This window comes from Pseudomonas sp. VEM90, from assembly GCF_054611535.1.
Genome location: NZ_JBTRAR010000038.1, coordinates 1 through 24,382, shown reverse-complemented (window position 1 = coordinate 24,382; position 24,382 = coordinate 1). Strand labels below are relative to the sequence as shown.

Below are 24,382 nucleotides of genomic sequence, written 5' to 3'. Positions count from 1 at the left end.
CTCCTCGCGATCCGGGCGAGTGGTACCGGCCAGAACCTTGAGGTTGGGCGCCGTTGGCTTCCGTCCTCGGGTCATTTTTCAACCTTCAATTTTCAAATGCTAATTTTGACGGCGCGAAAGAATGGTTCCGGGCGCGGTCTAGAAGCAAAAGTCCCCAGACTTTTTCCCTCCCCCCGCCTGTGCAGTGAGAAACCTTCTCATTTCGTCGTTTTTGGTCATTTTTTTGAGCCATGCGTGCGCGCTCGGGATCAGCTGCGGCGGGCGTTACCGAAGCCGCCGTCCTCTGCCGCCGTCTTGCGTGAGTGGTGCATCCGGCACAGGCCTTGCCAGTTCGCTCTGGACCAGAACAGATCCTTGTCGCCTCGGTGAGGGGTGACGTGATCCAGCTCAGTGGCTGGCTCTACCCTTCCCTCTCGCTGGCAATGAACGCAGAGCGGATGCTTGCGCAGGTAGCCTGCTCGGGCCTGCTGCCACCTGTACCCGTAGCCGCGCTCGGTGCTGGTTTGTCGCGTCTCTGGTGGCTTGTGCCTGGCCGTAGTCGGCGCATGAGGCTTGTGCGTGCCCGGCCTTATAGGCATGGCGTGCCGTCCAGGTAGGTGCGTGCCTCGTCGTCCAGATCAGTACCTTGGTCATCAGCCAGCGCTTCGATCAGGGCGAGGTTCTGGGTTGCGATCTGCTCGAGCAGGCCGGTCTGCTTCTTCTGCTCGTCCAGCATCTGCTGCAGCAAGGAGACTGCGCGCTCGTTCATATGCCACCTTCGTCCACTTCATCATTCGCTCACGCCGGGCGGCGCATCCGCTGCAGGCCATCACATGCCACGCCGGGTCAGTCCGTAGACCTCCAAGGCGCCTGCGATATTCTCGCCTTCGGCCTGACTGATGGTGTTGACCACCTCCACGCAAGCGGCGGTGTTGGGTTCCATGCGAATGGTGATGGATGTGACTTTCGATGGGTCCAGCCCGAGCACCTGGCAGACGGTCTGGCCAAGCTCTTGGCCAAGAATCAGAGGTTTCGTTTCCATGCTGTTTCCTCGCGCCACAAAACGGCGCATGTCGATTTCGTGGCGCGAGCTACTCAGGCTTACGGCTGGGCAGCTTGAAGTCGGTAACGCGATCAGCAATCGCACGAACCTTCTCCACCCCAAGGAGGCCAACCCACCCACCAACAAAGGCAGCCATGCTCTGTGGCAGGCCGAAGAACTCGAAGCCGCTGATGATTGTGAGGGTCAGGCCGCCACAGATGGCGCCCTCCACCAGCATCTGCCGGCGAGTGCCACCACCATAGGTGATGCGCAGGACAGCCATGGCGCAGGACAGACCGGCCGCGTATAGCAGGGGCGAATGCTGGCTCAACCATGCGAGGGCAACCGCCCAGGTGTCTGGTTTGTCTGGCATGTTGGACATCCGGGTTCCTCCCTTGCGGGGAGCAAAAAAGAAAGGCCCGCCGTTTTGGCGAGCCCTTGGAATGGGTGCGGAGGGCCGGTGCTTCCCGGCTTGGTGGTCTGGATCGCTGGGTCACATACCCCAGACTCTCATCGCGTAGCCGATCAGGGAGCGCACGGCTTTGATCGACGCCACTACCGACTTAGCCCAGCTGCCTGGGCGCGTCATCCGCATAAATAAAAAACCCAGCTCTTTGGCTGGGTTCACAATCAGCTTTCACTTCAAAAACTGGTTATCTCGCAAGGCCTCGTCCTGCAAAAGGCGATCATAAAACTCGTAACCTGCAAAAGTGACGCGAGTAACCGCAATCCCTACGCTAGTGTCCTTCGTTTTGATGAACCCGCCGTCCACCAGCAAATAAAGATGGCCAGTGATGAGATTTCTAGTCCAGTCACTCTTGCCCTGGCGGACAAACGTTGCCTCGAAAGCGCCTACGGTCAGCTCAAGGCTCCAGTCACTTGGCCGCCCAGCAGTGCAACATTCGAGAATAGCAAGCAGTAATGAGTTGTTCTTAATCACCTTGAATCCATCCATTGGTCGTGAAATCGACCACAGGATAGCTGGACAGCATTCCATAAAAAACCCCGACGCAATGGCCGGGGTTCTTCTGTGTCGCGTGACGTTGCAAGCTGGACACGCTGCTATGAAAACAGGTGTTTATCCGTCCGGAAAGAACTTTTTACGCAGCTTCGCGAAATTGTTCCAAGAACGAATCAACCCAAGCCACGCCCTGCTTGACGATCTCGCGGGCTGATCGTTCAGACATCCTGGATGCCTCGCCAATCCGCACCATGGTCCACTTCGATCCGAAGTACAGCCAAACGAAGTCACCCATTTGCTGATTGCGCTGGGTGAGCTTGGCCACCGCAGAGTCGATCACCAGGGCAGTGTCATCGGTCAGGCTGTACTCGGTCCCACCACCAGCTGTCGCTGCGGTTATCGATGGGGAGACATAGCGGGGCACCCCCATCCCATCCATTCGCCAGCTGCCCCATTGCTCCAGCAGCCATTCGGTATCGCCCAACGGCTTGTCCATGTAGGTGCGTTTCTTCATGCAGCCCTCCGGGGCGTTGGGTCGGTGTCCAGGCCAAACAGCTCGCGCAGCAGCTTGTCGGCGTGTTTGTTCTTGGCGTTGCCTTCGGTGATCCAGCCCTTGGCGAACTGCTCGAAGCCCACATTGGCGCGCGCGGCGTGCCAGTCAGCCACGATGTCCATCAGGGCGGCCGAAGCGATTCGGCCATTGTTCTGCTCCAGCAGCATGCGATTGCCCACCTTGAGGAACTTGCATTCCACGGCGGTCAGGCTCTTGCGCGGCAGGGCCGCAGTTACGTTGCTCATCATGCGGCACTCCATACGTGCAGTTTTTCACCAGGGCGCTGATCAGCCCGGGTCTCAACTGATACAGCCCGAGACCAGGACCGGTAGGCCTCAGCAGGCGATCGCCCAGCGCCGGCCCATGGGTGCCCTTCGCTCACACACCACCAAGTGCCGTTGCTAGAACTAAGCTTGACCTTGGGCAGGCGGCCGGTGAACCCGACCTTGTGCGATGCCAGCCAGACCTCAACGGCCGGCCAGATGACCGCCTGTTCCTCCACGCAAAACTTGGTGGTGCCGCCATTGGCGCGCTCCCCCAGTCCCCACTCATCGTTGGCGACCCACAAAACAAACCCGGTCGGTAAGTGCCGGAGCGTGTGGCCCTTGGTCACCCAGCCCCAGTCGCCTGGGTATTCGCGCAGCGAGGCCGCAATGCGTTCTGCTTCAGGGTATTGCTTCACCTTGACCATCTGCGTCCCTGGCGGGAGCATGGCAGCCCCTTCGGCGACAACGGGCTGATACCCTGCCTGCTCATGTAAAGGCGCCAGCACCCGAGCAATCAACTTGAGCGGATTCATTTCGCCACCTGCGATGCCATGCGGGCCTCAGCAATTCGAACAAAGCCCAGGAATTGGTCAGCCGGCATTGCCTCCTTGATAACGTCGAGGATGACCCGGTCCATGCGCTGCTGGGTGTGCGCCTTGGCCTCCTTGCGCAACTGGCCGCATCGGTACAGCAGCCGGGTTCGGTCATGGTTGATGTGCTTGAGGGCAGCCTTTGCCCGGTTGTACCAGCTGCGGTCATATGGGCGCCCCTGAATAGCGCCTTCTTGTGCCTGGCTCAGCGCCAGCTCCAGGCGGATTGCGTCACTCACCAGTTGCTCGTGCAGGGCCTCGCAGGCCTCAAGGGTTTCGGGCAGCTCGCGGGGCCCCACAAGGCGTGGGTGCGCTTCTGCGGGTTTCGGGGCATTGCCAGTGGCAACAGACTGCTCGGCGCCAGCGCGCTTGGTCACGGTGACCGATACGACGGGTCGGGTCGGAGTGCGAGCGGGTGGTTTGTGGCCTGGCCACAGGTCAAAAAGTTTCATACTGAGCTCCTTTGGTGCGGTGGCGGCCGGCAAATGTCCTGCCCATTTCGACTTCTTCGTTGCTTGGCTGGTACCCGACTAGCTCGACGAACCGGTGATAAGCACCCTGGTGCTGCACCCGGCAGATGCCGGTTTCACCATGACGATTCTTGTCCACGATCAGTTCAGTGACGCCCGACTGCCCCTCCTCGGAATCGCTGTCTCGGTGAACCAGCACCACCACGTCGGCGTCGGCCTCGATCTGGCCTGAGTCACGCAGGTCGCTCTTAGTGGGTCGCTTGTTGGCGCGGTTGTTGGGGCCGCGGTTCAACTGCGCCAGCACCATCACGGGCACGCCCAGCTCCTTGGCCAGCCGCTTGATCGACTTGCTGATATCGGTGACCTGCTCGTACCGGCTAGCCGACTTACTCTCGCCGTTGACCAGACCGATGTAATCCAGCGTCACGGAGCCCAGACCGTGCTCGCGCTTAACCGTCCGGCAGATCTGCCGGATGTCCCGCATCGTCAGAGAAGCGTCATCGCAGAAGATCAGGGGTGCACCATTGAGCCGGTTGACCGCGGCCGTCAGGCCAGGCCAATCGCTGTCAGCCATCGAATGGCCCTCGGTGATGTGCTTGAGCTGCACGCTGCCCACTGATGCCAGAGAGCGGTTGGTAAGCTCCACATCCGTCATCTCAAGGCTGAACACCAAGGACGTGGACTTGGCCACCAGGGCAACACGCTCAGCGATCCCCAAACCCAGGGTGGTCTTGCCGCTCCCTGGGGCGCCAGCAATGACGACCATGTGCCCTGGGCAGATGCCTGGGATGAACTTGTCGAGGGATGGCAGCCCGGTGTCGAACCCGAGCACCACCTCGCGGTTGAACCTCCGGTCAACCCCGTCGATTGCTTCGGGCAGGATCTCGCCCACGAATCGGTACCGCTTGCGGGAATCCAGGCCCTCTGCCTCAAGCGCGATCCAGGCCTGCTGACCCTGCGCCAGAACCTCGTCCAGTGGCTCGCCATCCTTCAACCGCTCCGACATGATGTGGGCGGCGGCTATCACCCGACGGGCAACTGAGCGCTGCTTCACGATCCTGGCGTACTCGGTGAAGTTCGCCACGCTTGGCGTGTTGTGAGCGATGTGAGCAGCCACTGCCAACGTGCCACGACCGTCTGCCAAGGCCGGGCGGGCGTCGGACAGAGTTACCACGTCGATCTGCCGGCCCTTCGCTTTGAGCGCCAGCAGCAGCTCAAACAGCTCCGCGCAGTCGGCCTGGTAGAAATCCCCGACCTCAAGCTTCACGTCGTCAATGAGCGCTGGCTGGTGGATCATGGCGCCGATCAGGGCGTGCTCCGACTCAGGGCTGTGCAACCGTGACACATCCTTTGTGCAAGCCACATAATCTTGGTTGATCATGCAACCCCTCCAACACGCGCTGACGACCATGTGAAGGGAGCCAGTAGGCCGCCGTTCTCGCGCAGGCGGTCCATGGCCCGCGGCCCGATGAAGGCCGGCAGTTGCTCACGGTCCTGGTTGCTGATCAGGATCGTCGGTCGAACAAGCTGATAACGTCGGTCGATCACCTCATGCAGCAGACTGGGCATGAAGTCCTTGCCTGGACGCGGCGTGTGCATGCCCACCTCGTCGATTACCAGCAGGTCGACTGCAGCCAGTTCGGACAACAGGTCGGACTTCGAGGGCCCGGCGTTGCTGCGGAAGCTGTCTGTCACGGCCTGCATGATCGCCTCGGCTGTGACAATCAGGCCCTTGGCTGCGTATTCCCGCACGACGTGCTGAAGGATGGCGCATGCTAGGTGGGTTTTGCCGTTCCCGACCTCACCCAGCAGCGTCAGGGCACGGCCAGCTCGGTAGTGCTCCTCAAACTCCTCGGCATAGCGCCGGCAAGTAGACAGGGCGCGAACCTTGGCAGATTCGGCATTGGTGATGAAGCTGTCGAACGTGCACCCACGAAACCGCGGCGTGATGCCAGTGGCGAACAGGTCGCGATTGAGCTCGTCGGCTTCCTTGCTGGCGTACGCAGCGTCTCGTACGCTGTCTTCGCACTGGAGATTCAGTGCCTCCCAGCGGCAGCGAGGGCAATCAGTTGCCTTCCATCCGCCATCAAACTGCTCGACCTGCTTCGCTTCGTACTGGCCGTGACCAGGCACTTCGCATTTAGCAATGCTGGCGGTGCGCTCGCCAGGGGCCGGGCTGAATTTAGATGAAGTCATCAGGGTACATCTCCTGGTGGTGGGCAGGTACTTGCAGCACCGCGCTTGCCTGGGGCTTTGCATTTGCACCAGCGGCTGCAGGCAATTCGTCTTCCCACCGTTTTCCGTTCAGCCAGGTGGCTGCGTGCGGGATGTACTGGCCACCGTCCTTGGTCCAGTCGTGAGAATTGCTCCAGGCAGCCAGAGCGGTACCGATGCGGGCGAACAGGGAGGCGTCCACCTTGAGCTTCGCCCAGGCCTTCACGGCCTTGTCCTTCCCAACCTTGCGCGGGTACAGCTTCCAGAACCGTTCAAACTCAACAAGCGACTCCCCCGAGTTGCACGAGGGTTTTTCAGTCCTTGCTGGTTTTTTCAGTCCTTGCTTACCTTCAATACTTACTAGTGTCGGATTTGCCGGATACGGCTGAGCCGGATACGGTGTTGCCGGATACGGCGAATCCGGAAGCGGTGTTTCAGATACGATGTAGTTGATCTCACCCAGCACACCGGCCTCGTCGCGATCTTGCCGACGAGCCACGTACCCTGCGTTGATCAGCTCTTGGAGCAAGCCGTAGACACCGTCCCGACCAGTTGGCTTGGCTGAGTTCGAAGTCTCACCACGCAGATGTGCCACGGAGATCTCCCAGTGGTCAGGCTTGCCCAGGAGGAAGACCAGCAGCCCGCGGGCAGCCCAGCTAAGCCGGGCGTCCTCGCTGATTGCCTTATTCAGCATGTAGAAATTCGCCTCGGGGCGAGGCGCGCGAATGATGCTCACAGATCAAGCTCCTCTGTGACACGGCGCACGAAGGCGTCGTAGCTCTCGGCCATCTCGAAGCCGTTGTCTTCCATGGCCTGGCGCCCAGCCTTGGCCAGTTCGTACAGCGCCCACCGCTCTCGCTCTGGAAAGCCCTTGAACTGGCTGTAGGTAGGCCATGGGCCGGTGATGATTGACGCGCCAGAGCGCTGCTGGTGCACCTGGGCGGGCTTTGAGATCGGGGTCATTGGAGAGTCTCCGATCCGGTGCCAGTAGTCCCGAGGATGTGCTGGCCCAGATCGGTCAGCGATCCTCCCGCGAGGCGGCGTACAAGGATGCCGAGGGCAGTGGTGGCGTTGATTGCCTCCACCCCTACGGTCGCTTTGATCTGCGCGTTGTCAACTGACAGGGTCGCGTTGGTACCCAACCGAACCTTGTCGCTGGCGTTGTAGGCTGCGCAGGCCAGCTCTAGGTCGCTCAGGTGGCTGTACCCTTCGGGCGGGGTTGGTTCGATGAAGGCACTTGCGACCGGTATCAACTGATCCGGGTACGGCGCGCCCTCCAGTAAGTGCCGCCTCTTAGCCTCCCAGTGCTCCTGTGCCGCGACGGCTGCGTCACTACCTGTCTTGCGGTCGAACAGCACCTTGAGCGCGTAGAAGGCCCGGATCAGGTCGATGTGAGTGTCATCTTCCTTCTCGATGGAGTACTCGGGCTCGTTGATCACGTCAAGCGTGTCCTTGACGACCTCGAAGCACTTCAGCAGTAGCGCCGCGTCGGTGTACTTGCGAAAGGCTTCTTCGCTGATCACTTCAGTCTCAGCCGGCGCCGGGAAATTCAATACGTTGGTCATGCGGGCTCTCCCACGGCGCCGAACAGCTCGGCTAGGTCAATTTGGTAGACGGCTGCCCAGGCGGCAGCAGGCCAGGAGCGAACCCAGCCGAATCGAGGGTCTTGGACTTTCGGGGCGGACACCCCATGGCTGTCACACCAGTTCTTCAGCGGGCGGAAACCCTGGCTACCGAAGCTCCGGTGGGCGGCCCTCTCCACCGCCGTCACGGTGGCGTGCTGGCAGCCTCGTCCCAGCTCGTTTTCCAGGTGCATGACCTTGCGGACCGCTGCGGAAGCGGTGGCCATAGCCGTGGCTTCACGCCGGCTGCCGATCTCGGCCTTGGTGGCGATCGCATGGTCACGCTGCTCGAGCGCCAGCTGCTCTGAGCGCTTCGAGGCCAGCAGGTGCTCCAGCGCCTCGATGTAGTTCTCCGGCATGGATGACCTGGCCCGGTTGCGCTCCTGCACAAGCTCCCAGAACTCACGAACCAACTTTTTCTTGAAGGCCCGGACAATCTCAGTGTTGCGCATGTAGGTGAGCAGCAGCGTGGCCTGCGGCTCGGTCAGCAGAACAATCTCTCGCGTCTGAACACCACCAGCTGTTTCGAAGGGGTCTACCTCGAATCGCACCCTTCCGAACTCGTACAGATCGTCGTGATACTTGCGCACAAGAGCGATAACGCTGGCATGCTCGTTCTCGGTCCCTGCAGCGATAGCAGTGGTCGGCGTAACGGCATCGCCGTCCTTGATGATTACCAAGCTCATGCAGTATCTCCGAATCGCGGGGAGGGAAACGGCTTCTCTTCAGTCGCGCTGTACGAGCCGTCAGCCATGCGCGTTACGAAAACAGCCCGCCCAACGCGGATTGCCTTGCTGATCGCCGCTTGTTGAACGCCGAGATCCCTGGCCGCCTCATGCTGCCGTCCGCGTGCAAAGTCAGCCAACGGCAAGCGCTCAGAATTGGTGGCGCCACGAACTGGCTCGACGGCATTTCGTGGCGCGGAACGTGCCGACTCGATGCGCTTCTCCAAGGTCTCCCGTTGGTCGTCCAGAGCGTTATGCCAGTCATCAGCGTTATAGATGGCCAGGTTCGCGACGTTTGCGCCGTGCTTGTCGCCGGCGTTCTTGAGGCGATCTTCCAGCACATGCAGTACCCCGCGCAGCCAGTCGATCTGGCACATGGCACACTGGACCTGAAAGGTGGCGTCCTGAGCGATGGTTTCTAGTTGGTCCATGCTCATGCGGCACCTCCCTGACTGGGATCGACGCCAGCGTGCGATGCATAAACGAGCGCCAGCGCCGCCTCGGCTGCGTAGAAGGTCAGCGTGGCGAGCTGCGTAACTGCCGGCTCCTGCATCAGCTCGCGCAGGCCAGCAACTACCGCCTCCAAGCGGTCAGTTGCAGCGTCCAAGGACTCATGGACCGGAATGCCGCCAACGGCTTCGAATACAGAGTGAAGGCCTTGGGTGTTGAACTCATGAGCTAGCGTCATTGGTGTATTGCTCATAGCTGCTCTCCCGCGTCATGAGCCGGGAGTCCACGCTGAACGCTCCAAACGAGCGTCGAAACGGTCTCGTTCAAGAACTTCAGTGCTTCCAGGGCATCGCAATACACCGACTCTCCGTAGTTCAGCGAGTCGTGGACGTGCTGACAAAGCTGCGCAGCACCTGACGAGAGAACCTTGGCGGTTTGCAAGGCGTCTTCGACGTTTACACCGGCCTCAACCTTGAGCAAATACAGCCCTCGGTTGTCGATAGGCGTTTCAAAAAATGAAATCTCTGTAGTCTTGGTAGATTGCGCCGGTGATGGCGTGGTGGTAAATTTCGGGTGCGACATAGCGCATCTCCTATTTGCATAGCGATGTGTACCGAAGACCTCCTGGCAGAGGTCGGTTAAAGAACCCGCTTCCTACGGCGGGTTTTTTGTGCCCGAGATTTGGGGAAGCCCCATCATCCACTGAACACAAAATATGCAACCCTCTCCCTTGAGAGGGTCCTGGCCTACCCTGGACGGGCTTGGCGAATAGATGCTTGTGCGCGCATATCACGCTCCTTTGATAGCGCAACATGCGCTCGTAACAGGTTTCGGGTCATTCAAGCGGTGACTAACCACCATTGGAAGGCCCTGAACAGGGCCTGCTTGCAACGAGAATCCACAAAACCGCCTAGCGATGCCACTCAACTCGTGCGCGTTACTCACTGCCCCGGAATTGAATTGTGCTTTGGCGATAGTGCTCAATGGTCTGCTAGCCATCTGGTTTACGTAAGGTGGTAAACCCAGCCGGGAATTCATACAGCACTACTCGCGATACTGGATAGGCATACAGAGCCACTAGACCCAGATGCGCTGGCGGCATTTTTGACAGATGATTCACCTACCTTGTGCCGAGCTTCGACTTGAGCAATCAGAGGGCAGAGGGACGCGGCACTCACAACGCCACCGGTAGCGATCTCCGCGAGAAATGCTTTTTCAGCGCTGATTTTCACGGAGCCTGACAACCAGTAAGAGATCGTGGCCTGGGATACGCCCATAGCTTTAGCGGTACGCGCTTGCGTACCGAAGTGCTTTATCAGTGCGATGATCGACGGTGCCATACCCAGTGCCCTTGATAAGTCAATTTATATCATGATCAGAAGCAGGCTTCTTTGCAACCCCATAAGCAGCCTTTTAGGATTGATGGATGAATCTATCTGAACGCATAAAAATGGCCCGCAAGCGGGCCGGGCTAACTCAATCGGAGCTTGCGGAGCTGGTTGGGATTGCCCAGACCGCGATAAGCCAGTTGGAGTCCGGCAAAACGCTGCGCTCCACCTACCTCGTACAGATCGCACAAGCGTGCTCTGTGAATAGCGTATGGTTGGCTTCAGGCGAGGGTGAAATGCTCAAGCCAGAAGATCCGAATCTTCTGACCCGCGCTGCTTTAGACGAAATTTGGCAAGGTGAACACGAGGAAGATTCCCGACTCAATCTCGAGATTCGAGAGCGAGTCGAGTCATTGCGCAAAGCGAGCACAATCGCACCATCAGACGCCTATAAAGCAAATCCTATCCCATACCTAATAGAGATGGACGACCCGCTGCGGCCAGGAAAAACCACAGTCGAGATCAGTGTGTCAGCCTATCTTATGGTTAGCGACGAGGTGCTGAGTAGGCAGGCTGTTGGCCCCGAGAGGACTGTAGCTGTGGCTGTCACTGGGAATTCAATGTCTCCGGTATTGGCCGACGGTAGCTCAGTCCTGGTGAACATGAGGGATACCTTGATCGTCGACGGAAAAATTTATGCGATAGATCATGACGGGCAGATTCGGGTAAAAGTCCTGTATCGACTCCCAGGAGGCGGCATACGTGTCAGGAGCTTCAACCTCACTGAGCACCCTGATGAGACCTACACGCCTGCGGAGCTCGAAGACCTTAAAATCAGGGTCATCGGTAGAGTTTTCTGGGGCGCAACATTCTTCTAGCAATCGCACGCTCAATCAAAAAGCCCGGATCTCCGGGCTTTTTTGTGCCCGTTGATCAGCAAAATCAACACGCTGATAAAAAATATAAGCGGGATGCTTGCGACAAAATATAAATTTGCTTATATTTCGACTCATCTACTTACACAGGGAGGTGAGAAATGAACGGCGTGATCAACTTCAGAAGCATGGAAGGGAGCGTTGGCATCCTTGCTGCGCAAGAGCTGAAAGCTGCCTTAGCCATTTGCTGCGGGCTTGGCAACAAGGAAATTGCGAGAGAGCTTGCTTGTTCGCCGGCAACCGTGAAGAAGTCGGTGGAGCGTATTTTCTACAAGCTGGGCATCAGCAGCAGGTCCGCTGTGCCGACTGAACTGCTCTGCCGTGGGATCGCCAGGAGACTTGCCATGATCATGTGCGCCATTCTCATCACAAACGCCGTTATGGATGATCAAGAATTTACCCGCGTACGTCGCGCCGGCGGTCAAGGCCGCAAGGTCGAATTGCGGGTCGCATCCAGGCGGGCTGAGTGCGCACTCGCGGTGGCGTAATGCCGCACGCCTGACCTGATCCAACCCTGACTTTTGCGAAAGCCAACAAACGCGGCGGGCCACCGGCTTGCCCGAAATAAGGAGATTCACATGCTTATGCTCAGCCGCAACATCGGCAAGGCCGTCATCATCGGCGGCAACATCCGGGTAACCGTGGCCCAAGTCAACGGCTGCCAGGTCCGCCTCGGGATCGACGCCCCGCGCGGTGTAATTATCGACCGTGAGGAGATTCACCAGCGCCGCGTCGCCGAAGGTGCCGTCCATGAGGCGCCAGACTTCAGCATTGATGACCACGTTCGCATGGCTGCTGACGCCAAGCGCTATCGCTTTCTGCGTGACCGCGAGCGCATCGAAGACCCAGATGAAGACCTGCTGGTGGTGCGTGGCGATAACTGGTTATCCGGCGAAGAACTGGATCAGGAGATTGACGCCGCCCTGCGTGTGCAGGCCATGCAGCAGCAGGTGGTGCCGGAGCTGCAGCCATGACCCACATGATGACCCAGGGCTCCCGCCTGCACCTGCAAGACGACCTTGGCCAGCTAGGCGAACGCCTGATCCGTTTTGGTGAGGCCCTGAAAGATCCGAACACCACTGTTGGCAAGCTGGCCGACCTGGCCAAGTCGTGCGGCATCAAGCTGCACATGCGTGCCGTTGCTGAATCTGGAGAGGCATCCAATGCTCACTAATAACCTGGCGCATCGCGCCCTCTTCACCCTGCCCCCGATCCAGCCAAGCGCAGAGACGGCGCCAGCAGTTCAGGTGCTGCCCGAGCAGAAGGTCATCACTGGCGACAAGGAGGTGGATGCAGTTCTGTGGCTGCGTGAAGTGATCAAGACCGGCCAGGCCGGGCCGATCGCGACCGCCCTGGACGCAGCCAAGCAGATCAAGACACCGCTCAAGGAGATCGAGCAGCGGTATGTCGACTATGTGAAGCGTAACAGCGGGAGCAATCCCTTTGCGGTGATGTTCTCGTTCGGTTTTGCTGACCTTGAAGGGCTGGCCAAAGGTTCGTTGGAGAAAGCCGCCCTTGCGTCTGAGGCGCAGGCCCGCTTCGAGGGCGAGACGATTTTCGAGGACACGCCCGCCGAGCAGTTCTACGAGAGGGCCCTAAAGCGCTGTAAGGGTTTCAAGGACTACATCGACAACGACAAGGCCGAGGTCGCCAAGCGCTTCCGCAAGCACGCCGACCTGATGCCGAACACCCTCGACGACTGTCTGCATGAGATCGCGTATTGGGATCGGCTGTATGCCCTGCGGCACGCTGCTGGCGAATGGGGCGACGGAATGCATGAAGCGATAGCCAGGGACTGGTTCGTCCAAGGGCTGCTGTCGGAGATCAAGCCGCGCACCCAGGCCGAGGCCCTGCGCGTTCTGGATTACGCCGAGCACGCCGAGAGCATCGAGAGCGATGACCTGGTCGCGATTGCGCGAAACCTGATTGCATCGGGAGGGTTGCCAGAATGATCAAGCGCCGAGCAATTAACCCTGCGGCCCTTCCTGCAGTTGGTCAGCCCCTGGCTGGCGGCTTCTTCGCCGGCCGCCTCTTCTTCGATGGCGCCGAGCACGCAGTCATCGATGCGGGTCGGGACTTCGAAGTGGCAGCCCACTGGTGGCAGGAAGAAGGCCCGCGCCCACGCATCCGGGATGCCACGTCGCGTTTCGATGGCCTGGCCAACACCCAGGCCATGGCCGCCGAGGGCAGTGCTATCGCCCGCAAGGTGCTGGGCATGAACATCCGTGGCACCTGGGGCTGGCACATCCCTTCCATCGAGGAGCTGCAGGTGCTGCGCTGCAATCTCTTGCAGCTTCCAGAATGGGGTCACGACGGGTCGTACACAGTCAGGGGCGCGACCCAGGCGTTCGGCCTTAGCGAGTACTGGACCAGCAGCCAGAAATCGAACGCAGCGACTGCCTGGTGCATGCACATGCTGCCTTGGTGCGTGCCTGATACCAACTGGGTGAGCAAGTGCAAGGGCATCAGGCCGGTGCGCACCTTGCTGATCAGCCAGGAGGCTTTCGTGCACGAGCCATCGACCGACGCGGCCGTGCCCAGCGCCGATCTGCGCGGCCTGGCCAACCAGCAGGCGGTAGCCACCGTCCTTGAACGGTTCGTGAACGAGGACACCGGGAAGTTCTACGGGCGCGCAGAGGCGCTGGTGGCTGAGCTGGCGGCGCTGGCGGGAGGTCGGACATGATCCAGACCCTGATCTCCACCGCTATCAGCGCCGTCATCAGCCTGTCACTGCTGTTCGGAGGTGCCCCGCTCAGCCGCTTCGCCTTCTACGTCACTGTGGCCTTCAACGCCATGGCCTGGATCGGCTGGGCATCAGGGACCGTAACCGGTGAAGTGGCCGAGCGGATTCTGCGCTACTGGTGGATCAGCTTGCCCAGCACAGGACTCCAGCTCTACGCGCTGATCTACAGCGGCCACCCCATGCTGGCTGCCTCTGCCTTCGTGGTGTCCTTCTTCATCGTCGCCTCCGCTGCACGGGCCACGGGGGTGCTGTCGTGAGCATCCTGAGGCACTTCCCCATCAACACCGCCGGCCGCGACTTCGCGGTGGGCGACATTCACGGACACTTTACCCGCCTGCAGCGCGCCCTGGACGCGGTCAGCTTTGATCCTGCCACTGATCGGCTGTTCTCGGTAGGTGACCTGGTCGACCGCGGGCCCGAGTCTGACCAGGTGGACACCTGGCTGGCCAGGCCATGGTTCCACGCCGTGCGCGGAAACCACGAGCAGATGGCGATCGAGGCATACCGGTTTGATCCCTCGGGCCGCATAGGTGACGTGCACCTTTCCAACGGCGGTGCATGGCTCTATGCCAGATCATCCGTGGAACAGGCCTGCTACGTAGAACTGCTGGCCGACCTGCCGCTGATCATCGAGGTCATGACGCCCCAGGGCCTGGTCGGGATAGTGCACGCCGACTGCCCTTTCCCGACCTGGCAGATGCTCAAGTCCTGGGCCGAAGGCTGCATGCCGGGCATGCGCAATGTCGAGGAGGCGGTGCAGTGGTCGCGCAGCAGAATCACCCACGAGCAGCACCACGGTGTTGGCGGCATACGGGCGGTGGTGGTCGGTCACACCCCGGTTCGGCGCCCGGCGGTGCTGGGTAACGTCTACCACATCGACACCGGTGGCTGGATGGATGGCCGCTTCACGCTGCTGGACCTGAACACCCTGCAGGCTCACCCGCCGATTGATCCGAAGCTGAGCTGGGACTGGGAGGATCGACCATGAGCATCGACAAAGACAAGCTGAAAGCCCTGGCGCTGGCCGCTACTCCTGGCCAGTGGGTCACAGAGGGTGAGTACGTCAATGAGCACGGCCACCTCCCGTACGCCTACGTGGCGCATGAGAACAGCGGGATGATCGCCGAGGCCTTCGCAAACTGCCGGGTGAACACAGATGTCGAATGCCGCGCGAATGCCGCTTTCATCGCTGCTGCAAACCCGGCCAATGTCCTCGCCCTACTATCGGAGATTGACGCGCTGAATGACCGAGCTACCTACTGGCGCCAGCGGGCCAAGAGCGCCGAAGGCCATCTGTATGCCTCGGACTTCCAGGCGGCATGCGATGCACTGCACCTGGATAGCAACTATGCCGACATCCCAGTGGAGCAGCTCACCGAGGTTCAGAAAGCGCGGATCAGCTCGGCAGTTAACACTGTGTTGCGGGAGGTGAATGCGCGGCGAGATCTGCGCCGGCCGACTGACGTGACAGATCAGCGTGACAACCAAAACCTGACGCATCAGGCGTCGGATCACAGTGTCGATTGAGGCTCTGCCATGGCTAAAGTCATAGCTCAGATAACCGCTAACCTACCGAGGCTTATGGAAGCAGGCGAGTACCGCAAGCTGCGCTACGCAGGCGGCAAGCCGAGCTTGCAGCAGCTCAAGAAATGGATTGATGACGGAGAGCTGGCGGGCGAGGTCCGCGGCGGAATGTACTTCGTCGACCTACAGGCCGCCGTGATCGGATCCACGGACCCGCTCCTGGCCCAGATGTTGGAACTTTGAAATGGCACCGCGCCCCCGCAGCCCGAAGAATAAGACGCTTCCACCCAACCTGTATGCCAACGGTAAGTATTGGCGGTACAAGAACCCGATCACCGGGAAGATGACCAGCATCAACAAGTCGTATGACGAGGCTGTGCGCCTGGCAAAGGCCGCCAACGCCAAGCTGGCGTTCCTGATGACCGACAACGGCGAGATGTTGGCCACCATCACCGGCGACCGCATACCGACTATCGGCGCCCTGATTGATCGCTTCGAAGCCGAATGGCTTCCCGATCGCGGCTATGCGCGTTCGTCGCTGGACGAGATCGGCTACAAGCTCAAGCGGTACCGGACGGACATCGGACACATGCTGGTGGGGCAGTTCGACGTTTTGGCGGCAGCGGAATACCTGGATCAGTTCAGCAACAATGCCTACACGAAGCACCGCGCCCTGCTGGTCAGCCTGCTGACCTTCGCTATCGCCAAGGGCATGGTGGAACGCAACGCCGCCGACATGACCCTGCTGAAGAAGGAAGCCAAGAAGAAGCGCCAGCGCCACACTCTGGAAGGTGTACAGAAAATCCTGGACGCCGATACAACTCCCGGGTGGCTGAAGCGCGCGATTCGATTGGGTCTGACCAGCCTGCAGCGCCGGGAAGACATCGTGACTTGGAAGAAGTCGGCGGTCGACCTGATGAAGAACACCATCAGGGTATCGCCCGGCAAGACCGACAACTACGACACGCCGATTCACTTGCAGATCGTCATGGGCAAGGCACTGCGCGAAACGGTGAACGAGTGCTTTCGGTCGCCAATCATTTCGCCCCTCCTGATCCATTACCGCCCGAAGGCGCGTCGCCAGGACCAGATCGAGGCGAAAGAGCATTGGACGGCGGTCACTCCAGACTACCTGTCCAAAAGTTTCCGGAAGGCCAGGGACGCTGCAAAAGCATACGACCACCTCGATTTCGAAGAGCGTCCAACCTTCCACGAGATCCGAGCCTTGGGTGCCTGGCTGTACGAGCAGCAGAATTTTTCAACCGAGTACGTCCAGTTGCTGATGGGGCACGCCACTGCCGAGATGACAGAGCGGTATCAAGACGGGCACGCACCAAAGGGAATTCAGTACGTCGAAGTGAAGGCTGACCTGGCCATCTGACGAGCGGTAAAGTTCGCAGAGACCGGATAGAGGTGGGTGGTTTTGCAAAAATTTTGCAAAAGTTTTGCAAAAGCAAAAAGGGCAACCCTCTCGGATCGCCCTTCAAGTGCCCGGAAACCGGGGCTTTTGTTTGGTAGGCACAATTGGACTCGAACCAACGACCCCCACCATGTCAAGGTGGTGCTCTAACCAACTGAGCTATGTGCCTGTCGTGTGGTGCGCATTCTACGCATTACAAAAACCCTGTCAACACTTTTTTTCGCGCTAACCTACTGAATCTTAAACTCTTTATATAAAGGCGGGCTGAAGGGTATCCCGTAAAGGATTTTCACCAGACGACTAGCGGGTGTTTATTATTATTGATAGCATCGGTACATTCGTTAAAAATATAAAACACGAGGTTCCTGCAGCATGGCTAACACCCCCTACCCCCAGTCCTACTACGCCGCCTCGGCCAACCCGGTGCCGCCACGTCCGGCGCTGCAGGGTGAGGTGGAAACCGATGTGTGCATCATCGGTGCCGGCTACACCGGCCTGTCCAGCGCCCTGTTCCTTCTGGAGAACGGTTTCAAGGTAAGCATCGTCGAAGCGGCCAAGGTCGGCTTTGGCGCATCGGGCCGTAACGGCGGCCAGATCGTCAACAGCTACAGCCGCGACATTGATGTCATCGAACGCACCGTTGGCCCCAAGCAGGCACAACTGCTGGGCCACATGGCCTTCGAGGGCGGGCGCATCATTCGTGAGCGCGTGGCCAAGTACAACATTCAGTGCGACCTGAAAGATGGTGGCGTATTCGCCGCCCTTACCAGCAAGCAGATGGGCCACCTGGAATCGCAAAAGCGCCTGTGGGAACGCTTTGGCCATAATCAGCTGGAGCTGATGGACCAGAAGCGCATCCGCGAAGTGGTTGCCTGCGACAGCTACATCGGCGGCATGCTCGACATGAGCGGCGGCCACATCCACCCGCTGAACCTGGCCCTGGGCGAAGCTGCCGCGGTCGAGTCGCTGGGTGGCATCATCTATGAGCAAACCCCGGCCATCCGCATCGAACGTGGTGCCAACCCGGTGGTGCATACCCCGCAGGGCAAGGTCCGCGCCAAGTTCATCATCGTTGCCGGCAACGCCTACCTGGGCAACCTGGTACCCGAGCTGGCCGCCAAGTCCATGCCATGCGGCACGCAGGTGATCACCACCGAGCCACTGGGCGAAGAACTGGCACGCACCCTGCTGCCGCAGGACTACTGCGTCGAGGATTGCAACTACCTGCTCGACTACTATCGCCTGACCAGCGACAAGCGCCTGATTTTCGGTGGCGGCGTGGTGTACGGCGCGCGTGACCCGGCCAACATCGAGGCGATCATCCGCCCGAAAATGCTCAAGGCCTTCCCGCAGCTGAAGAACGTGAAGATCGACTACGCCTGGACCGGTAACTTCCTGCTGACCCTGTCGCGCCTGCCACAGGTTGGCCGGATCGGCGACAACATCTACTACTCGCAGGGTTGCTCGGGCCACGGCGTGACCTATACCCACCTGGCGGGCAAGGTACTGGCCGAGGCCCTGCGCGGCCAGGCAGAGCGCTTCGACGCCTTTGCCGGCCTGCCGCACTACCCGTTCCCGGGTGGCCAGATGCTGCGCGTACCCTTCAGCGCGATCGGTGCCTGGTACTACAGCCTGCGCGATCGCCTGGGCTTCTGATTCAGGCAAGCTTGCGCCCACAGGATTTGTGCTATTTGCACAGTCCGTGTGGGCGCGGGCTTACCTGCGAAGGGGCAGGCACTGGCAGCGCTATTTGTTCAGGCTATTTACCGCCTGCTTCGCCGCAATCTCTTGCCCCGCCTTGGCCAGTTCATCCGCAGCGTGCAACCACCGCTGGCGATCAACCTGAGCCGGCAGTTGCCGAGGTGGCTGCACCAGCACCGCCCAACTCCCCTGCTTCGCCCACGCCGATGCAAAGTCATCGAATGCCATCATCTGCCGCCGGTGCATGCCCGAGCGCAGCAGCACCCGCTGCTTGTAACGGTCATACCCCATCAACACCGCATAGCGCGGCTCGCTCCACCAGGCCGAACCTTCCTCGTAACGCAGCAGCACCGGGTTGCCCGCTGCCACCTGGGTCAGCAGCGCGTCCAGTTGCTTGTCCAGCGGGTACACCACCCTGCCGTAGTCCCGCGCCACACGGGGAATAGCGGTATCCAGCGTTTCGGCGCCCTGAGGCAGGTTCAGCGGCTTATCCAGCAAGCCCGGCGTAATAGGCGCCCCCTGCTGCGACAGCACTGCCGCCAGCGCCATGGCCCCGCTGTGGTTGGCGTTGCCACGGTAGAACGGCACGCTGCTGATTTCGACCCGCTGCGGCAGGCCCTTGAGGTTACCGGGCGGTGCGCTGGCGCAGCCGGCCAGGGTGGCAGCCAGCAGACAGGCGGCCAGTAACCGCCGGGGGGCAGCCTTGAAGGAATGTTGCTCCATGGACACTCGCTTGTTCCAACGCCAGGCAGGCAGCGCCCGGCTCTGGCCACCGATCATAGGTCCGACAGCCGCGCGGGTATAGTCCGACAGCGCCTTGGAGCGAATCGGCACTAGAGATCGACCATTGTTCGATGGAACGTCACAGGCGAAGGGCTAGACTAAAGCAGTGTCTGGAAGGTAAACGCGGGCCAATCAAGCGCTTGCCGTAGAGATGGAGGCACAGATGAGCCTGACCATGGCAATACTCATGCTGGTAGGCATGTGGCTAAGCGTCGCAGCCGCCATGCTGTGGGGTGTACTGCGTATCGTGCGGCGTCATGCACACCATCACCACCTGCCACCGCAGGCCCCGCCAAGGCCACAGCCGGTATCACGGGCGCGGCGGCATGCCGGGGTGAGCTAACCTCAGGATTTTCTGAAGCCCACTCACGGACAAGCCCGCTGCACAGGTATTTCGCAATGCCAGTGGGACGCGAGGTACCTGTAAGAGCGGGCTTGTCCGCGAGGGGGGGGGCGCAATGCGCCCCTTTTTTACATCAACCTTCAGCCGCCTCACGCTTCAAACGCGCCCGGCGGGCCAGGATGTTGAGGACCTCGATAGCCGTCGAGAACGCCATGGCCGCATACACATAGCCCTTGGGGACATGGGCGCCGAAGCCTTCGGCGATCAGCGTCATGCCGATCATGATGAGGAAGCCCAGCGCCAGCATGACCACGGTCGGGTTGTCGTTGATGAAATTGGCCAGCGGATCGGCTGCCACCATCATCACGATCACAGCAGTGATAACGGCGATAATCATGATAGGCAGGTGCTCGGTCATGCCCACGGCGGTGATGATGCTGTCGACCGAGAAGACGATGTCCAGCAGCAGGATCTGGAAGATCGCCGCAGCAAAGCCCAGAGTAACCGTGGAGGAGACTTTGGCTTCCTCCTTGGCGCCATGCGGGTCGACGTTTTCGTGAATCTCCTTGGTCGCCTTCCACAGCAGGAACAGACCACCGGCAATCAGGATCACATCCTTCCACGAGAAGGCATTGCCGAACACTTCGAACACTGGGTCGGTCAACTGGACGATCCAGGCCACGGTGCTGAGCAAGGCCAGTCGCATGACCAAGGCCATGCTGATCCCGATACGTCGCGCCTTGGAGCGGTACTCCACCGGCAGTTTGTTGGTCAGGATCGAGATGAAGATCAGGTTGTCGATGCCCAGTACAACTTCCATGGCCACCAGCGTAGCCAGGGCAACCCAGGCGGTAGGGCTAGCGGCGAGTTCCAGCAAATATTCCATTGTTCAAATCCTGCAGCGGCGGTTGGGGTCAGATTTCCTGGGTTTCTTCTTTCTTCTCGGCATCCTTGGGCTTCTGCCCTTCGCTGCCTATGGCTTCGCTCAGCGCCTGCTGGGCAGCCTTGTTGGTGTCGTCGATAGCCTGCTTGGCCGACTGCGCCGCCTGATCGAGCATCTGCTGTGCGGATTTCTCGGCCTGGTCGCAGCCTGCCAGGGTGAACAGGGCCAAAGCCAGCACCAACGGGGTGCCAATGGATTTGAATTGCAGCATGGTGTCCTCGCTTAAAATAACCCGGCGGCGCATGGCGCCTGATAGCCGTGCATTCTAGAGACGGCAATAGTTCAGGAAAATTCGTATTTTCATGGCATATACTTCGGTTTTTACGAATCGGAACGACCGACGGTGCTTAACTATCGCCAGCTGCATTACTTCTGGGCCGTGGCCAAGACGGGCAGCATCACCCGCGCCAGCCAACAGCTGAACCTCACACCGCAAACCATCAGCGGGCAGATCACCTTGTTCGAGCAAACCTACGGCCTGGAACTGTTCCAGCGCGCCGGCCGGCAGCTGGAACTGACCGAAACCGGCCGCCAGACCCTGGTGTACGCAGAGCAGATGTTTCAGATCGGCAGCGAGCTTGAGGCCATGCTGCGCGCCGGCCCGCAGGAGCAGATCCTGTTCCGTGTGGGGGTGGCTGACGTAGTGCCAAAATCCATTGTCTACCGCCTGCTGGCACCGACCATGGACCTGGAGGAGGTGCTGCGCATCAACTGCCGCGAAGACAAACTTGAGCGGTTACTGGCAGACCTGGCCATCCAGCGCCTGGATCTGGTGATTTCCGACAGCCCCATGCCTAACCACCTGGACATCAAGTGCTACAGCCAGAAGCTGGGCGAGTGCGGGCTGAGCTTCTTCGCCACCCCGGCGCTGGTACAACGGCTGGACGGTCCTTTTCCAGCTTGTCTGCAGGATGCTCCACTGCTTGTTCCCGGTCAGGAGACCGTGGTACGCAGCCGGCTGCTGCGGTGGCTGGGCGAGCAGCAGGTGCAGCCACGGATCGTGGGGGAATTCGATGACAGTGCCTTGATGCAAGCGTTCGGGCAGTCGGGCAGCGGCATTTTCGTTGCTCCCAGCGTAATCGCCGAGGAGGTGTGCCGTCAGTACGGCGTGCAACTGATCGGGCAGACCGAGGCCGTGCACGAGTCGTTCTACGCCATTTCGGTGGAGCGCAAGGTCAAGCACCCTGGGATCGTGGCGATTACCGAAGGGGCGCGGCGGGAATTGTTTCACTGGTAGCCGTAAAAGCCTGATTGACTACGAGCACGGGCCGGCATGCGCTATAGGTGCTCTATGGTAAAGTCCGCCCTTTCCAGATTCCGAGATACCGCTGCACATGACCCCTTTTCTCCGCCTCCTCAACCGCACCAGCCTGGTGACCCAGATCGTCATCGGCCTGCTCGCCGGTATCGCCCTCGCCCTGCTGGCACCTGCCATCGCCCGTGACCTGGCCTTTCTTGGCAAGGTGTTCGTCAGTGCCCTGAAGGCGGTTGCGCCCGTGCTGGTGTTCATTCTGGTCATGGCTTCGGTCGCCAACCATCGTCACGGCCAGGAAGTCCACATTCGCCCGATCCTCTGGCTGTACCTGCTGGGCACCTTTGCCGCTGCAGTGGTGGCCGTGGTTGCCAGCATGCTGTTCCCCTCGCACCTGGCGCTAAGCACCAGCGAAGCCACGCTGAGCGCGCCAGGCGGCATCGCCGAGGTGATGCAGAACCTGCTGCTGAGCGCGGTAGACAACCCGGTCAATGCCCTGCTCAATGCCAACTTCATCGGCGTGCTGACCTGGGCCGTCGGCTTGGGCGTGGCCCTGCGCCATGCCGGCGAAACCACCCGCACCGTGGTCGCAGACCTGTCCAATGGCGTCACCCTGATCGTGCGCATGGTCATCCGCTTCGCCCCGCTGGGTATCTTTGGCCTGGTCAGCTCCACCCTGGCACAGTCGGGCCTGGACGCCCTGCTCGGCTACCTGCACCTGCTGGCGGTACTGATTGGCTGCATGCTGTTCGTGGCACTGGTGATGAACCCGCTGATCGTGTTCTGGAAGATCCGCCGCAACCCCTACCCACTGACACTGCTGTGCCTGCGTGAAAGCGGCATTACTGCGTTCTTCACCCGCAGCTCGGCCGCCAACATCCCGGTCAACCTGGCATTGTCGGAACGCCTTGGCCTGCATAAAGACACTTACTCGGTGTCGATCCCGCTGGGCGCGACCATCAACATGGCCGGTGCGGCAACCACCATTACCGTGCTGACCCTGGCCGCAGTGCATACCCTGGGTATCCAGGTGGACCTGCCCACTGCCGTGCTGCTCAGCGTGGTGGCGGCAGTGTGCGCCTGCGGCGCCTCGGGCGTGGCCGGGGGGTCGCTGCTGCTGATTCCGCTGGCGTGCAGCCTGTTTGGCATCCCAAGCGAAATAGCCATGCAAGTAGTGGCGGTGGGCTTCATCATTGGCGTATTACAGGATTCGGCCGAAACGGCGCTGAATTCTTCGACCGATGTGCTGTTCACTGCAGCGGCGTGTCAGGCTGAAGAGCAGCGTAACGGCTAAGCGCGCCGGGGCCGCATTGCGGCCCCAATTGCCTTACGCGGTGGCATTACCTACCCTAGTGGCCTTTCCCCAGCCACGAGACAGGGCCATGTCAGAACACGAAACCGCAGGTGAAGGCCGCTTCAACAGCATCGAAATCCGCGTTCTCGGCTCGCTGATCGAAAAGCAGGCCACCAGCCCGGAAAGCTACCCGCTGACCCTCAATGCCCTGGTCCTGGCCTGCAACCAGAAGACCAGCCGCGAGCCGGTGATGAACCTCACCCAAGGCCAGGTCGGCCAGGCGCTGCGCGCCCTCGAAGGTCAGGGCATGACCCGCCTGCAGATGGGCAGCCGTGCCGACCGCTGGGAACATCGGGTAGACAAGGCACTGGAGCTGGTGCCAGCACAGTTGGTGCTGATGGGCCTGATGTTCCTGCGGGGCCCGCAAACCCTCAACGAACTGCTGACCCGTAGCAACCGCCTGCACGACTTTGACGACACCGAGCAGATCCAGCATCAGCTGGAGCGCCTGATCTCGCGGGACCTGGCCTTGCACCTGCCACGTCAGGCCGGCCAGCGTGAAGACCGCTACACCCATGCCTTGGGCGACCCGGCGGAAATCGAGGCGATTCTCGCTGCACGCCAACAGGAAGGCGGCGCGCGCAACAGTGGCGGCAGTGTGTCAGAAGACCGCATCGAAGCCCTCGAAGCCCGCATTGCGGCGCTGGAAGCGCGCCTGGCCGAGCTGGAAGGCTGAGCCGTCACAGCTCGGGGTCGGGGAAATTGCGGCAGCTCTTGCGCTCGGCCAGCTCCCGGTCAGTGGGGCGCTGGTCGACGAACACAGCGCGACCGTCGGCGTAGATTTCCAGGTAGCCCCAGTGCAGGTCCTGCTCTTGCTGCCCGGGCTTTGGGGGGACTAGCCACCAGGGTTCGCGGCTGATCAGGGTCATGGGTGTGGTTCCTGAGAGGTCTGCTGTAAGCATAGACACCTTCAGATGCTGCTTTGCTTGAACCGGCCCTTTCGCGGGTAAACCCGCTCCTACAGCGGTCTGTGTCCAACTCCCGATGTGTGTCCACCACCAATCTGTGTAGGAGCGGGTTTACCCGCGAATACGGTCGCAGCGGCAACGGTGAACGGCGGGTGGAAATTGGCCAGCAGGCCCGGCCTCCGATGTGTGTCCACCACCAATCTGCGTAGGAGCGGGTTTACCCGCGAATACGGTAGCGGCGGCAACGGTGAACGACGGGTGGAAATTGGCCAGCAG

General features: G+C 60.5%; 39 protein-coding genes and 1 tRNA gene. 16 read left to right on the top strand and 24 right to left on the bottom strand.

The genetic code is table 11. From position 1 onward, the window contains the following. Positions 1 to 248 precede the first annotated feature (248 nt). The 19 genes from ACYCCG_RS25290 to ACYCCG_RS25200 form a co-directional block, all read right to left on the bottom strand. Positions 249 to 578 (bottom strand): HNH endonuclease signature motif containing protein, encoded by a 330-nt coding sequence (locus ACYCCG_RS25290; RefSeq protein ID WP_459672201.1) that lies wholly within the window; start codon positions 576 to 578, stop codon positions 249 to 251. Next, a complete protein-coding gene (locus ACYCCG_RS25285) occupies positions 569 to 748 on the bottom strand; it encodes a YebO family protein (protein ID WP_459672199.1) in 180 nt (59 codons plus the stop codon). Before ACYCCG_RS25285 ends, ACYCCG_RS25290 begins: the two co-directional genes overlap by 10 nt. A gap of 60 nt (positions 749 to 808) precedes the next feature. Further along, a complete protein-coding gene (locus tag ACYCCG_RS25280) occupies positions 809 to 1,021 on the bottom strand; it encodes a hypothetical protein (protein ID WP_459672196.1) in 213 nt (70 codons plus the stop codon). A 49-nt stretch (positions 1,022 to 1,070) separates the two neighbouring features. Beyond that, positions 1,071 to 1,403, bottom strand: coding sequence for a phage holin, lambda family (locus ACYCCG_RS25275; RefSeq protein WP_016489221.1), 333 nt, complete (start codon positions 1,401 to 1,403; stop codon positions 1,071 to 1,073). Between the two features lie 255 nt (positions 1,404 to 1,658). Next, positions 1,659 to 1,961 (bottom strand): hypothetical protein, encoded by a 303-nt coding sequence (locus ACYCCG_RS25270; protein ID WP_459672194.1) that lies wholly within the window; start codon positions 1,959 to 1,961, stop codon positions 1,659 to 1,661. Positions 1,962 to 2,121: 160 nt separating this feature from the next. Then, positions 2,122 to 2,496, bottom strand: coding sequence for an antiterminator Q family protein (locus ACYCCG_RS25265; RefSeq protein WP_060538379.1), 375 nt, complete (start codon positions 2,494 to 2,496; stop codon positions 2,122 to 2,124). Further along, positions 2,493 to 2,780 (bottom strand): hypothetical protein, encoded by a 288-nt coding sequence (locus ACYCCG_RS25260; protein WP_016489225.1) that lies wholly within the window; start codon positions 2,778 to 2,780, stop codon positions 2,493 to 2,495. The genes ACYCCG_RS25265 and ACYCCG_RS25260 overlap by 4 nt, the downstream gene beginning before the upstream one ends. Next, positions 2,780 to 3,334, bottom strand: coding sequence for a hypothetical protein (locus ACYCCG_RS25255; RefSeq protein ID WP_459672191.1), 555 nt, complete (start codon positions 3,332 to 3,334; stop codon positions 2,780 to 2,782). Before ACYCCG_RS25255 ends, ACYCCG_RS25260 begins: the two co-directional genes overlap by 1 nt. Continuing rightward, complete coding sequence (locus ACYCCG_RS25250) at positions 3,331 to 3,843, bottom strand: hypothetical protein (protein ID WP_392514084.1); 513 nt, start codon at positions 3,841 to 3,843, stop codon at positions 3,331 to 3,333. The genes ACYCCG_RS25255 and ACYCCG_RS25250 overlap by 4 nt, the downstream gene beginning before the upstream one ends. Continuing rightward, entirely contained in the window at positions 3,830 to 5,242 is a 1,413-nt protein-coding gene (locus tag ACYCCG_RS25245; protein ID WP_459672188.1) for a replicative DNA helicase, read from the bottom strand. The genes ACYCCG_RS25250 and ACYCCG_RS25245 overlap by 14 nt, the downstream gene beginning before the upstream one ends. After that, on the bottom strand, positions 5,239 to 6,057 hold the full coding sequence (locus ACYCCG_RS25240; protein WP_459672187.1) for an ATP-binding protein: 819 nt from the start codon (positions 6,055 to 6,057) through the stop codon (positions 5,239 to 5,241). Before ACYCCG_RS25240 ends, ACYCCG_RS25245 begins: the two co-directional genes overlap by 4 nt. Then, positions 6,044 to 6,811: a hypothetical protein gene (locus tag ACYCCG_RS25235; protein ID WP_459672185.1), complete on the bottom strand. Its 768-nt coding sequence runs from the start codon at positions 6,809 to 6,811 to the stop codon at positions 6,044 to 6,046. Before ACYCCG_RS25235 ends, ACYCCG_RS25240 begins: the two co-directional genes overlap by 14 nt. After that, positions 6,808 to 7,038, bottom strand: a complete 231-nt coding sequence (locus ACYCCG_RS25230; RefSeq protein ID WP_101196109.1) for a hypothetical protein — start codon at positions 7,036 to 7,038, stop codon at positions 6,808 to 6,810. Before ACYCCG_RS25230 ends, ACYCCG_RS25235 begins: the two co-directional genes overlap by 4 nt. After that, on the bottom strand, positions 7,035 to 7,640 hold the full coding sequence (locus ACYCCG_RS25225) for a hypothetical protein (RefSeq protein WP_459672182.1): 606 nt from the start codon (positions 7,638 to 7,640) through the stop codon (positions 7,035 to 7,037). Before ACYCCG_RS25225 ends, ACYCCG_RS25230 begins: the two co-directional genes overlap by 4 nt. Further along, positions 7,637 to 8,383, bottom strand: coding sequence for a Rha family transcriptional regulator (locus ACYCCG_RS25220; protein WP_459672180.1), 747 nt, complete (start codon positions 8,381 to 8,383; stop codon positions 7,637 to 7,639). Before ACYCCG_RS25220 ends, ACYCCG_RS25225 begins: the two co-directional genes overlap by 4 nt. Further along, positions 8,380 to 8,859, bottom strand: a complete 480-nt coding sequence (locus tag ACYCCG_RS25215) for a Cro/CI family transcriptional regulator (RefSeq protein WP_459672178.1) — start codon at positions 8,857 to 8,859, stop codon at positions 8,380 to 8,382. The genes ACYCCG_RS25220 and ACYCCG_RS25215 overlap by 4 nt, the downstream gene beginning before the upstream one ends. Further along, positions 8,856 to 9,125 carry a hypothetical protein gene (locus tag ACYCCG_RS25210; RefSeq protein ID WP_459672176.1) on the bottom strand — a complete coding sequence of 90 codons (270 nt, stop codon included), beginning with the start codon at positions 9,123 to 9,125 and terminating at the stop codon, positions 8,856 to 8,858. Before ACYCCG_RS25210 ends, ACYCCG_RS25215 begins: the two co-directional genes overlap by 4 nt. Continuing rightward, a complete protein-coding gene (locus ACYCCG_RS25205; RefSeq protein WP_459672174.1) occupies positions 9,122 to 9,454 on the bottom strand; it encodes a hypothetical protein in 333 nt (110 codons plus the stop codon). The genes ACYCCG_RS25210 and ACYCCG_RS25205 overlap by 4 nt, the downstream gene beginning before the upstream one ends. A gap of 452 nt (positions 9,455 to 9,906) precedes the next feature. Next, on the bottom strand, positions 9,907 to 10,212 hold the full coding sequence (locus ACYCCG_RS25200; protein WP_459672173.1) for a Cro/CI family transcriptional regulator: 306 nt from the start codon (positions 10,210 to 10,212) through the stop codon (positions 9,907 to 9,909). Positions 10,213 to 10,298: 86 nt separating this feature from the next. Between ACYCCG_RS25200 and ACYCCG_RS25195 the strand changes: the two genes are divergently transcribed. The 11 genes from ACYCCG_RS25195 (at position 10,299) to ACYCCG_RS25145 (ending at position 16,783) form a co-directional block, all read left to right on the top strand. After that, complete coding sequence (locus ACYCCG_RS25195; protein WP_459672170.1) at positions 10,299 to 11,078, top strand: XRE family transcriptional regulator; 780 nt, start codon at positions 10,299 to 10,301, stop codon at positions 11,076 to 11,078. Positions 11,079 to 11,236: 158 nt separating this feature from the next. Next, a complete protein-coding gene (locus ACYCCG_RS25190) occupies positions 11,237 to 11,623 on the top strand; it encodes a response regulator transcription factor (protein WP_459672168.1) in 387 nt (128 codons plus the stop codon). Positions 11,624 to 11,713: 90 nt separating this feature from the next. Continuing rightward, positions 11,714 to 12,109 carry a carbon storage regulator gene (locus ACYCCG_RS25185; RefSeq protein WP_459672167.1) on the top strand — a complete coding sequence of 132 codons (396 nt, stop codon included), beginning with the start codon at positions 11,714 to 11,716 and terminating at the stop codon, positions 12,107 to 12,109. Continuing rightward, a complete protein-coding gene (locus ACYCCG_RS25180; protein ID WP_459672165.1) occupies positions 12,106 to 12,309 on the top strand; it encodes a hypothetical protein in 204 nt (67 codons plus the stop codon). The genes ACYCCG_RS25185 and ACYCCG_RS25180 overlap by 4 nt, the downstream gene beginning before the upstream one ends. Continuing rightward, on the top strand, positions 12,269 to 13,087 hold the full coding sequence (locus tag ACYCCG_RS25175; RefSeq protein WP_459672164.1) for a hypothetical protein: 819 nt from the start codon (positions 12,269 to 12,271) through the stop codon (positions 13,085 to 13,087). The genes ACYCCG_RS25180 and ACYCCG_RS25175 overlap by 41 nt, the downstream gene beginning before the upstream one ends. Continuing rightward, positions 13,084 to 13,818 (top strand): hypothetical protein, encoded by a 735-nt coding sequence (locus ACYCCG_RS25170; protein WP_459672162.1) that lies wholly within the window; start codon positions 13,084 to 13,086, stop codon positions 13,816 to 13,818. The genes ACYCCG_RS25175 and ACYCCG_RS25170 overlap by 4 nt, the downstream gene beginning before the upstream one ends. Continuing rightward, the gene (locus ACYCCG_RS25165; RefSeq protein WP_459672160.1) at positions 13,815 to 14,135 is read left to right on the top strand and encodes a hypothetical protein; all 321 of its coding nucleotides are present in this window, start codon (positions 13,815 to 13,817) and stop codon (positions 14,133 to 14,135) included. The genes ACYCCG_RS25170 and ACYCCG_RS25165 overlap by 4 nt, the downstream gene beginning before the upstream one ends. Then, the gene (locus ACYCCG_RS25160) at positions 14,132 to 14,866 is read left to right on the top strand and encodes a metallophosphoesterase (RefSeq protein WP_459672158.1); all 735 of its coding nucleotides are present in this window, start codon (positions 14,132 to 14,134) and stop codon (positions 14,864 to 14,866) included. The genes ACYCCG_RS25165 and ACYCCG_RS25160 overlap by 4 nt, the downstream gene beginning before the upstream one ends. Next, positions 14,863 to 15,405, top strand: coding sequence for an ead/Ea22-like family protein (locus tag ACYCCG_RS25155; protein WP_459672156.1), 543 nt, complete (start codon positions 14,863 to 14,865; stop codon positions 15,403 to 15,405). The genes ACYCCG_RS25160 and ACYCCG_RS25155 overlap by 4 nt, the downstream gene beginning before the upstream one ends. A 9-nt stretch (positions 15,406 to 15,414) precedes the next feature. Beyond that, the gene (locus tag ACYCCG_RS25150) at positions 15,415 to 15,645 is read left to right on the top strand and encodes a hypothetical protein (protein ID WP_151326659.1); all 231 of its coding nucleotides are present in this window, start codon (positions 15,415 to 15,417) and stop codon (positions 15,643 to 15,645) included. Position 15,646: 1 nt separating this feature from the next. Continuing rightward, positions 15,647 to 16,783, top strand: a complete 1,137-nt coding sequence (locus ACYCCG_RS25145; RefSeq protein WP_459672153.1) for a tyrosine-type recombinase/integrase — start codon at positions 15,647 to 15,649, stop codon at positions 16,781 to 16,783. Positions 16,784 to 16,914: 131 nt separating this feature from the next. Here ACYCCG_RS25145 and ACYCCG_RS25140 read toward each other — a convergent pair. Further along, positions 16,915 to 16,991, bottom strand: a tRNA-Val gene (locus ACYCCG_RS25140). Positions 16,992 to 17,194: 203 nt separating this feature from the next. Here ACYCCG_RS25140 and ACYCCG_RS25135 point away from each other — a divergent pair. Then, positions 17,195 to 18,478, top strand: coding sequence for an NAD(P)/FAD-dependent oxidoreductase (locus ACYCCG_RS25135; RefSeq protein ID WP_110743913.1), 1,284 nt, complete (start codon positions 17,195 to 17,197; stop codon positions 18,476 to 18,478). A gap of 90 nt (positions 18,479 to 18,568) precedes the next feature. Here the strand turns inward: ACYCCG_RS25135 and ACYCCG_RS25130 are convergent, their stop codons facing one another. After that, the gene (locus ACYCCG_RS25130; protein ID WP_021782784.1) at positions 18,569 to 19,303 is read right to left on the bottom strand and encodes a peptidase C39 family protein; all 735 of its coding nucleotides are present in this window, start codon (positions 19,301 to 19,303) and stop codon (positions 18,569 to 18,571) included. Between the two features lie 166 nt (positions 19,304 to 19,469). Between ACYCCG_RS25130 and ACYCCG_RS25125 the strand changes: the two genes are divergently transcribed. Then, complete coding sequence (locus ACYCCG_RS25125) at positions 19,470 to 19,649, top strand: hypothetical protein (RefSeq protein WP_021782785.1); 180 nt, start codon at positions 19,470 to 19,472, stop codon at positions 19,647 to 19,649. A gap of 133 nt (positions 19,650 to 19,782) precedes the next feature. Here ACYCCG_RS25125 and ACYCCG_RS25120 read toward each other — a convergent pair whose 3' ends face one another. Beyond that, positions 19,783 to 20,535, bottom strand: coding sequence for a TerC family protein (locus ACYCCG_RS25120; RefSeq protein ID WP_003250551.1), 753 nt, complete (start codon positions 20,533 to 20,535; stop codon positions 19,783 to 19,785). A 28-nt stretch (positions 20,536 to 20,563) separates the two neighbouring features. Further along, on the bottom strand, positions 20,564 to 20,803 hold the full coding sequence (locus ACYCCG_RS25115) for a hypothetical protein (RefSeq protein WP_176683849.1): 240 nt from the start codon (positions 20,801 to 20,803) through the stop codon (positions 20,564 to 20,566). Between the two features lie 132 nt (positions 20,804 to 20,935). Here ACYCCG_RS25115 and nhaR point away from each other — a divergent pair, with 132 nt between their 5' ends. The 3 genes from nhaR to ACYCCG_RS25100 all read left to right on the top strand — a co-directional run bounded on the left by nhaR (position 20,936) and on the right by ACYCCG_RS25100 (position 23,874). Beyond that, positions 20,936 to 21,829 (top strand): transcriptional activator NhaR, encoded by an 894-nt coding sequence (nhaR, locus tag ACYCCG_RS25110; RefSeq protein WP_176683850.1) that lies wholly within the window; start codon positions 20,936 to 20,938, stop codon positions 21,827 to 21,829. A gap of 97 nt (positions 21,830 to 21,926) precedes the next feature. Next, a complete protein-coding gene (gene sstT, locus ACYCCG_RS25105; protein ID WP_459672149.1) occupies positions 21,927 to 23,138 on the top strand; it encodes a serine/threonine transporter SstT in 1,212 nt (403 codons plus the stop codon). A gap of 88 nt (positions 23,139 to 23,226) precedes the next feature. Next, entirely contained in the window at positions 23,227 to 23,874 is a 648-nt protein-coding gene (locus ACYCCG_RS25100) for a YceH family protein (RefSeq protein WP_021782790.1), read from the top strand. A 4-nt stretch (positions 23,875 to 23,878) separates the two neighbouring features. On the opposite strand, the gene ACYCCG_RS25095 is transcribed toward ACYCCG_RS25100, so the two are convergent. Then, positions 23,879 to 24,067, bottom strand: a complete 189-nt coding sequence (locus ACYCCG_RS25095; protein ID WP_209965016.1) for a hypothetical protein — start codon at positions 24,065 to 24,067, stop codon at positions 23,879 to 23,881. Positions 24,068 to 24,382: the final 315 nt, after the last annotated feature.

Bases quoted from the DNA above. Each gene is read 5' to 3' on its own strand.
- ACYCCG_RS25290 (WP_459672201.1), bottom strand. From the start codon at position 578: ATGCCTATAAGGCCGGGCACGCACAAGCCTCATGCGCCGACTACGGCC.
- ACYCCG_RS25285 (WP_459672199.1), bottom strand. From the start codon at position 748: ATGAACGAGCGCGCAGTCTCCTTGCTGCAGCAGATGCTGGACGAGCAG.
- ACYCCG_RS25280 (WP_459672196.1), bottom strand. From the start codon at position 1,021: ATGGAAACGAAACCTCTGATTCTTGGCCAAGAGCTTGGCCAGACCGTC.
- ACYCCG_RS25275 (WP_016489221.1), bottom strand. From the start codon at position 1,403: ATGTCCAACATGCCAGACAAACCAGACACCTGGGCGGTTGCCCTCGCA.
- ACYCCG_RS25265 (WP_060538379.1), bottom strand. From the start codon at position 2,496: ATGAAGAAACGCACCTACATGGACAAGCCGTTGGGCGATACCGAATGG.
- ACYCCG_RS25260 (WP_016489225.1), bottom strand. From the start codon at position 2,780: ATGAGCAACGTAACTGCGGCCCTGCCGCGCAAGAGCCTGACCGCCGTG.
- ACYCCG_RS25255 (WP_459672191.1), bottom strand. From the start codon at position 3,334: ATGAATCCGCTCAAGTTGATTGCTCGGGTGCTGGCGCCTTTACATGAG.
- ACYCCG_RS25250 (WP_392514084.1), bottom strand. From the start codon at position 3,843: ATGAAACTTTTTGACCTGTGGCCAGGCCACAAACCACCCGCTCGCACT.
- ACYCCG_RS25245 (WP_459672188.1), bottom strand. From the start codon at position 5,242: ATGATCAACCAAGATTATGTGGCTTGCACAAAGGATGTGTCACGGTTG.
- ACYCCG_RS25240 (WP_459672187.1), bottom strand. From the start codon at position 6,057: ATGACTTCATCTAAATTCAGCCCGGCCCCTGGCGAGCGCACCGCCAGC.
- ACYCCG_RS25230 (WP_101196109.1), bottom strand. From the start codon at position 7,038: ATGACCCCGATCTCAAAGCCCGCCCAGGTGCACCAGCAGCGCTCTGGC.
- ACYCCG_RS25225 (WP_459672182.1), bottom strand. From the start codon at position 7,640: ATGACCAACGTATTGAATTTCCCGGCGCCGGCTGAGACTGAAGTGATC.
- ACYCCG_RS25220 (WP_459672180.1), bottom strand. From the start codon at position 8,383: ATGAGCTTGGTAATCATCAAGGACGGCGATGCCGTTACGCCGACCACT.
- ACYCCG_RS25215 (WP_459672178.1), bottom strand. From the start codon at position 8,859: ATGAGCATGGACCAACTAGAAACCATCGCTCAGGACGCCACCTTTCAG.
- ACYCCG_RS25210 (WP_459672176.1), bottom strand. From the start codon at position 9,125: ATGAGCAATACACCAATGACGCTAGCTCATGAGTTCAACACCCAAGGC.
- ACYCCG_RS25205 (WP_459672174.1), bottom strand. From the start codon at position 9,454: ATGTCGCACCCGAAATTTACCACCACGCCATCACCGGCGCAATCTACC.
- ACYCCG_RS25200 (WP_459672173.1), bottom strand. From the start codon at position 10,212: ATGGCACCGTCGATCATCGCACTGATAAAGCACTTCGGTACGCAAGCG.
- ACYCCG_RS25195 (WP_459672170.1), top strand. From the start codon at position 10,299: ATGAATCTATCTGAACGCATAAAAATGGCCCGCAAGCGGGCCGGGCTA.
- ACYCCG_RS25190 (WP_459672168.1), top strand. From the start codon at position 11,237: ATGAACGGCGTGATCAACTTCAGAAGCATGGAAGGGAGCGTTGGCATC.
- ACYCCG_RS25185 (WP_459672167.1), top strand. From the start codon at position 11,714: ATGCTTATGCTCAGCCGCAACATCGGCAAGGCCGTCATCATCGGCGGC.
- ACYCCG_RS25180 (WP_459672165.1), top strand. From the start codon at position 12,106: ATGACCCACATGATGACCCAGGGCTCCCGCCTGCACCTGCAAGACGAC.
- ACYCCG_RS25170 (WP_459672162.1), top strand. From the start codon at position 13,084: ATGATCAAGCGCCGAGCAATTAACCCTGCGGCCCTTCCTGCAGTTGGT.
- ACYCCG_RS25165 (WP_459672160.1), top strand. From the start codon at position 13,815: ATGATCCAGACCCTGATCTCCACCGCTATCAGCGCCGTCATCAGCCTG.
- ACYCCG_RS25155 (WP_459672156.1), top strand. From the start codon at position 14,863: ATGAGCATCGACAAAGACAAGCTGAAAGCCCTGGCGCTGGCCGCTACT.
- ACYCCG_RS25150 (WP_151326659.1), top strand. From the start codon at position 15,415: ATGGCTAAAGTCATAGCTCAGATAACCGCTAACCTACCGAGGCTTATG.
- ACYCCG_RS25145 (WP_459672153.1), top strand. From the start codon at position 15,647: ATGGCACCGCGCCCCCGCAGCCCGAAGAATAAGACGCTTCCACCCAAC.
- ACYCCG_RS25135 (WP_110743913.1), top strand. From the start codon at position 17,195: ATGGCTAACACCCCCTACCCCCAGTCCTACTACGCCGCCTCGGCCAAC.
- ACYCCG_RS25130 (WP_021782784.1), bottom strand. From the start codon at position 19,303: ATGATCGGTGGCCAGAGCCGGGCGCTGCCTGCCTGGCGTTGGAACAAG.
- ACYCCG_RS25125 (WP_021782785.1), top strand. From the start codon at position 19,470: ATGAGCCTGACCATGGCAATACTCATGCTGGTAGGCATGTGGCTAAGC.
- ACYCCG_RS25120 (WP_003250551.1), bottom strand. From the start codon at position 20,535: ATGGAATATTTGCTGGAACTCGCCGCTAGCCCTACCGCCTGGGTTGCC.
- ACYCCG_RS25115 (WP_176683849.1), bottom strand. From the start codon at position 20,803: ATGCTGCAATTCAAATCCATTGGCACCCCGTTGGTGCTGGCTTTGGCC.
- sstT (WP_459672149.1), top strand. From the start codon at position 21,927: ATGACCCCTTTTCTCCGCCTCCTCAACCGCACCAGCCTGGTGACCCAG.
- ACYCCG_RS25100 (WP_021782790.1), top strand. From the start codon at position 23,227: ATGTCAGAACACGAAACCGCAGGTGAAGGCCGCTTCAACAGCATCGAA.
- ACYCCG_RS25095 (WP_209965016.1), bottom strand. From the start codon at position 24,067: ATGACCCTGATCAGCCGCGAACCCTGGTGGCTAGTCCCCCCAAAGCCC.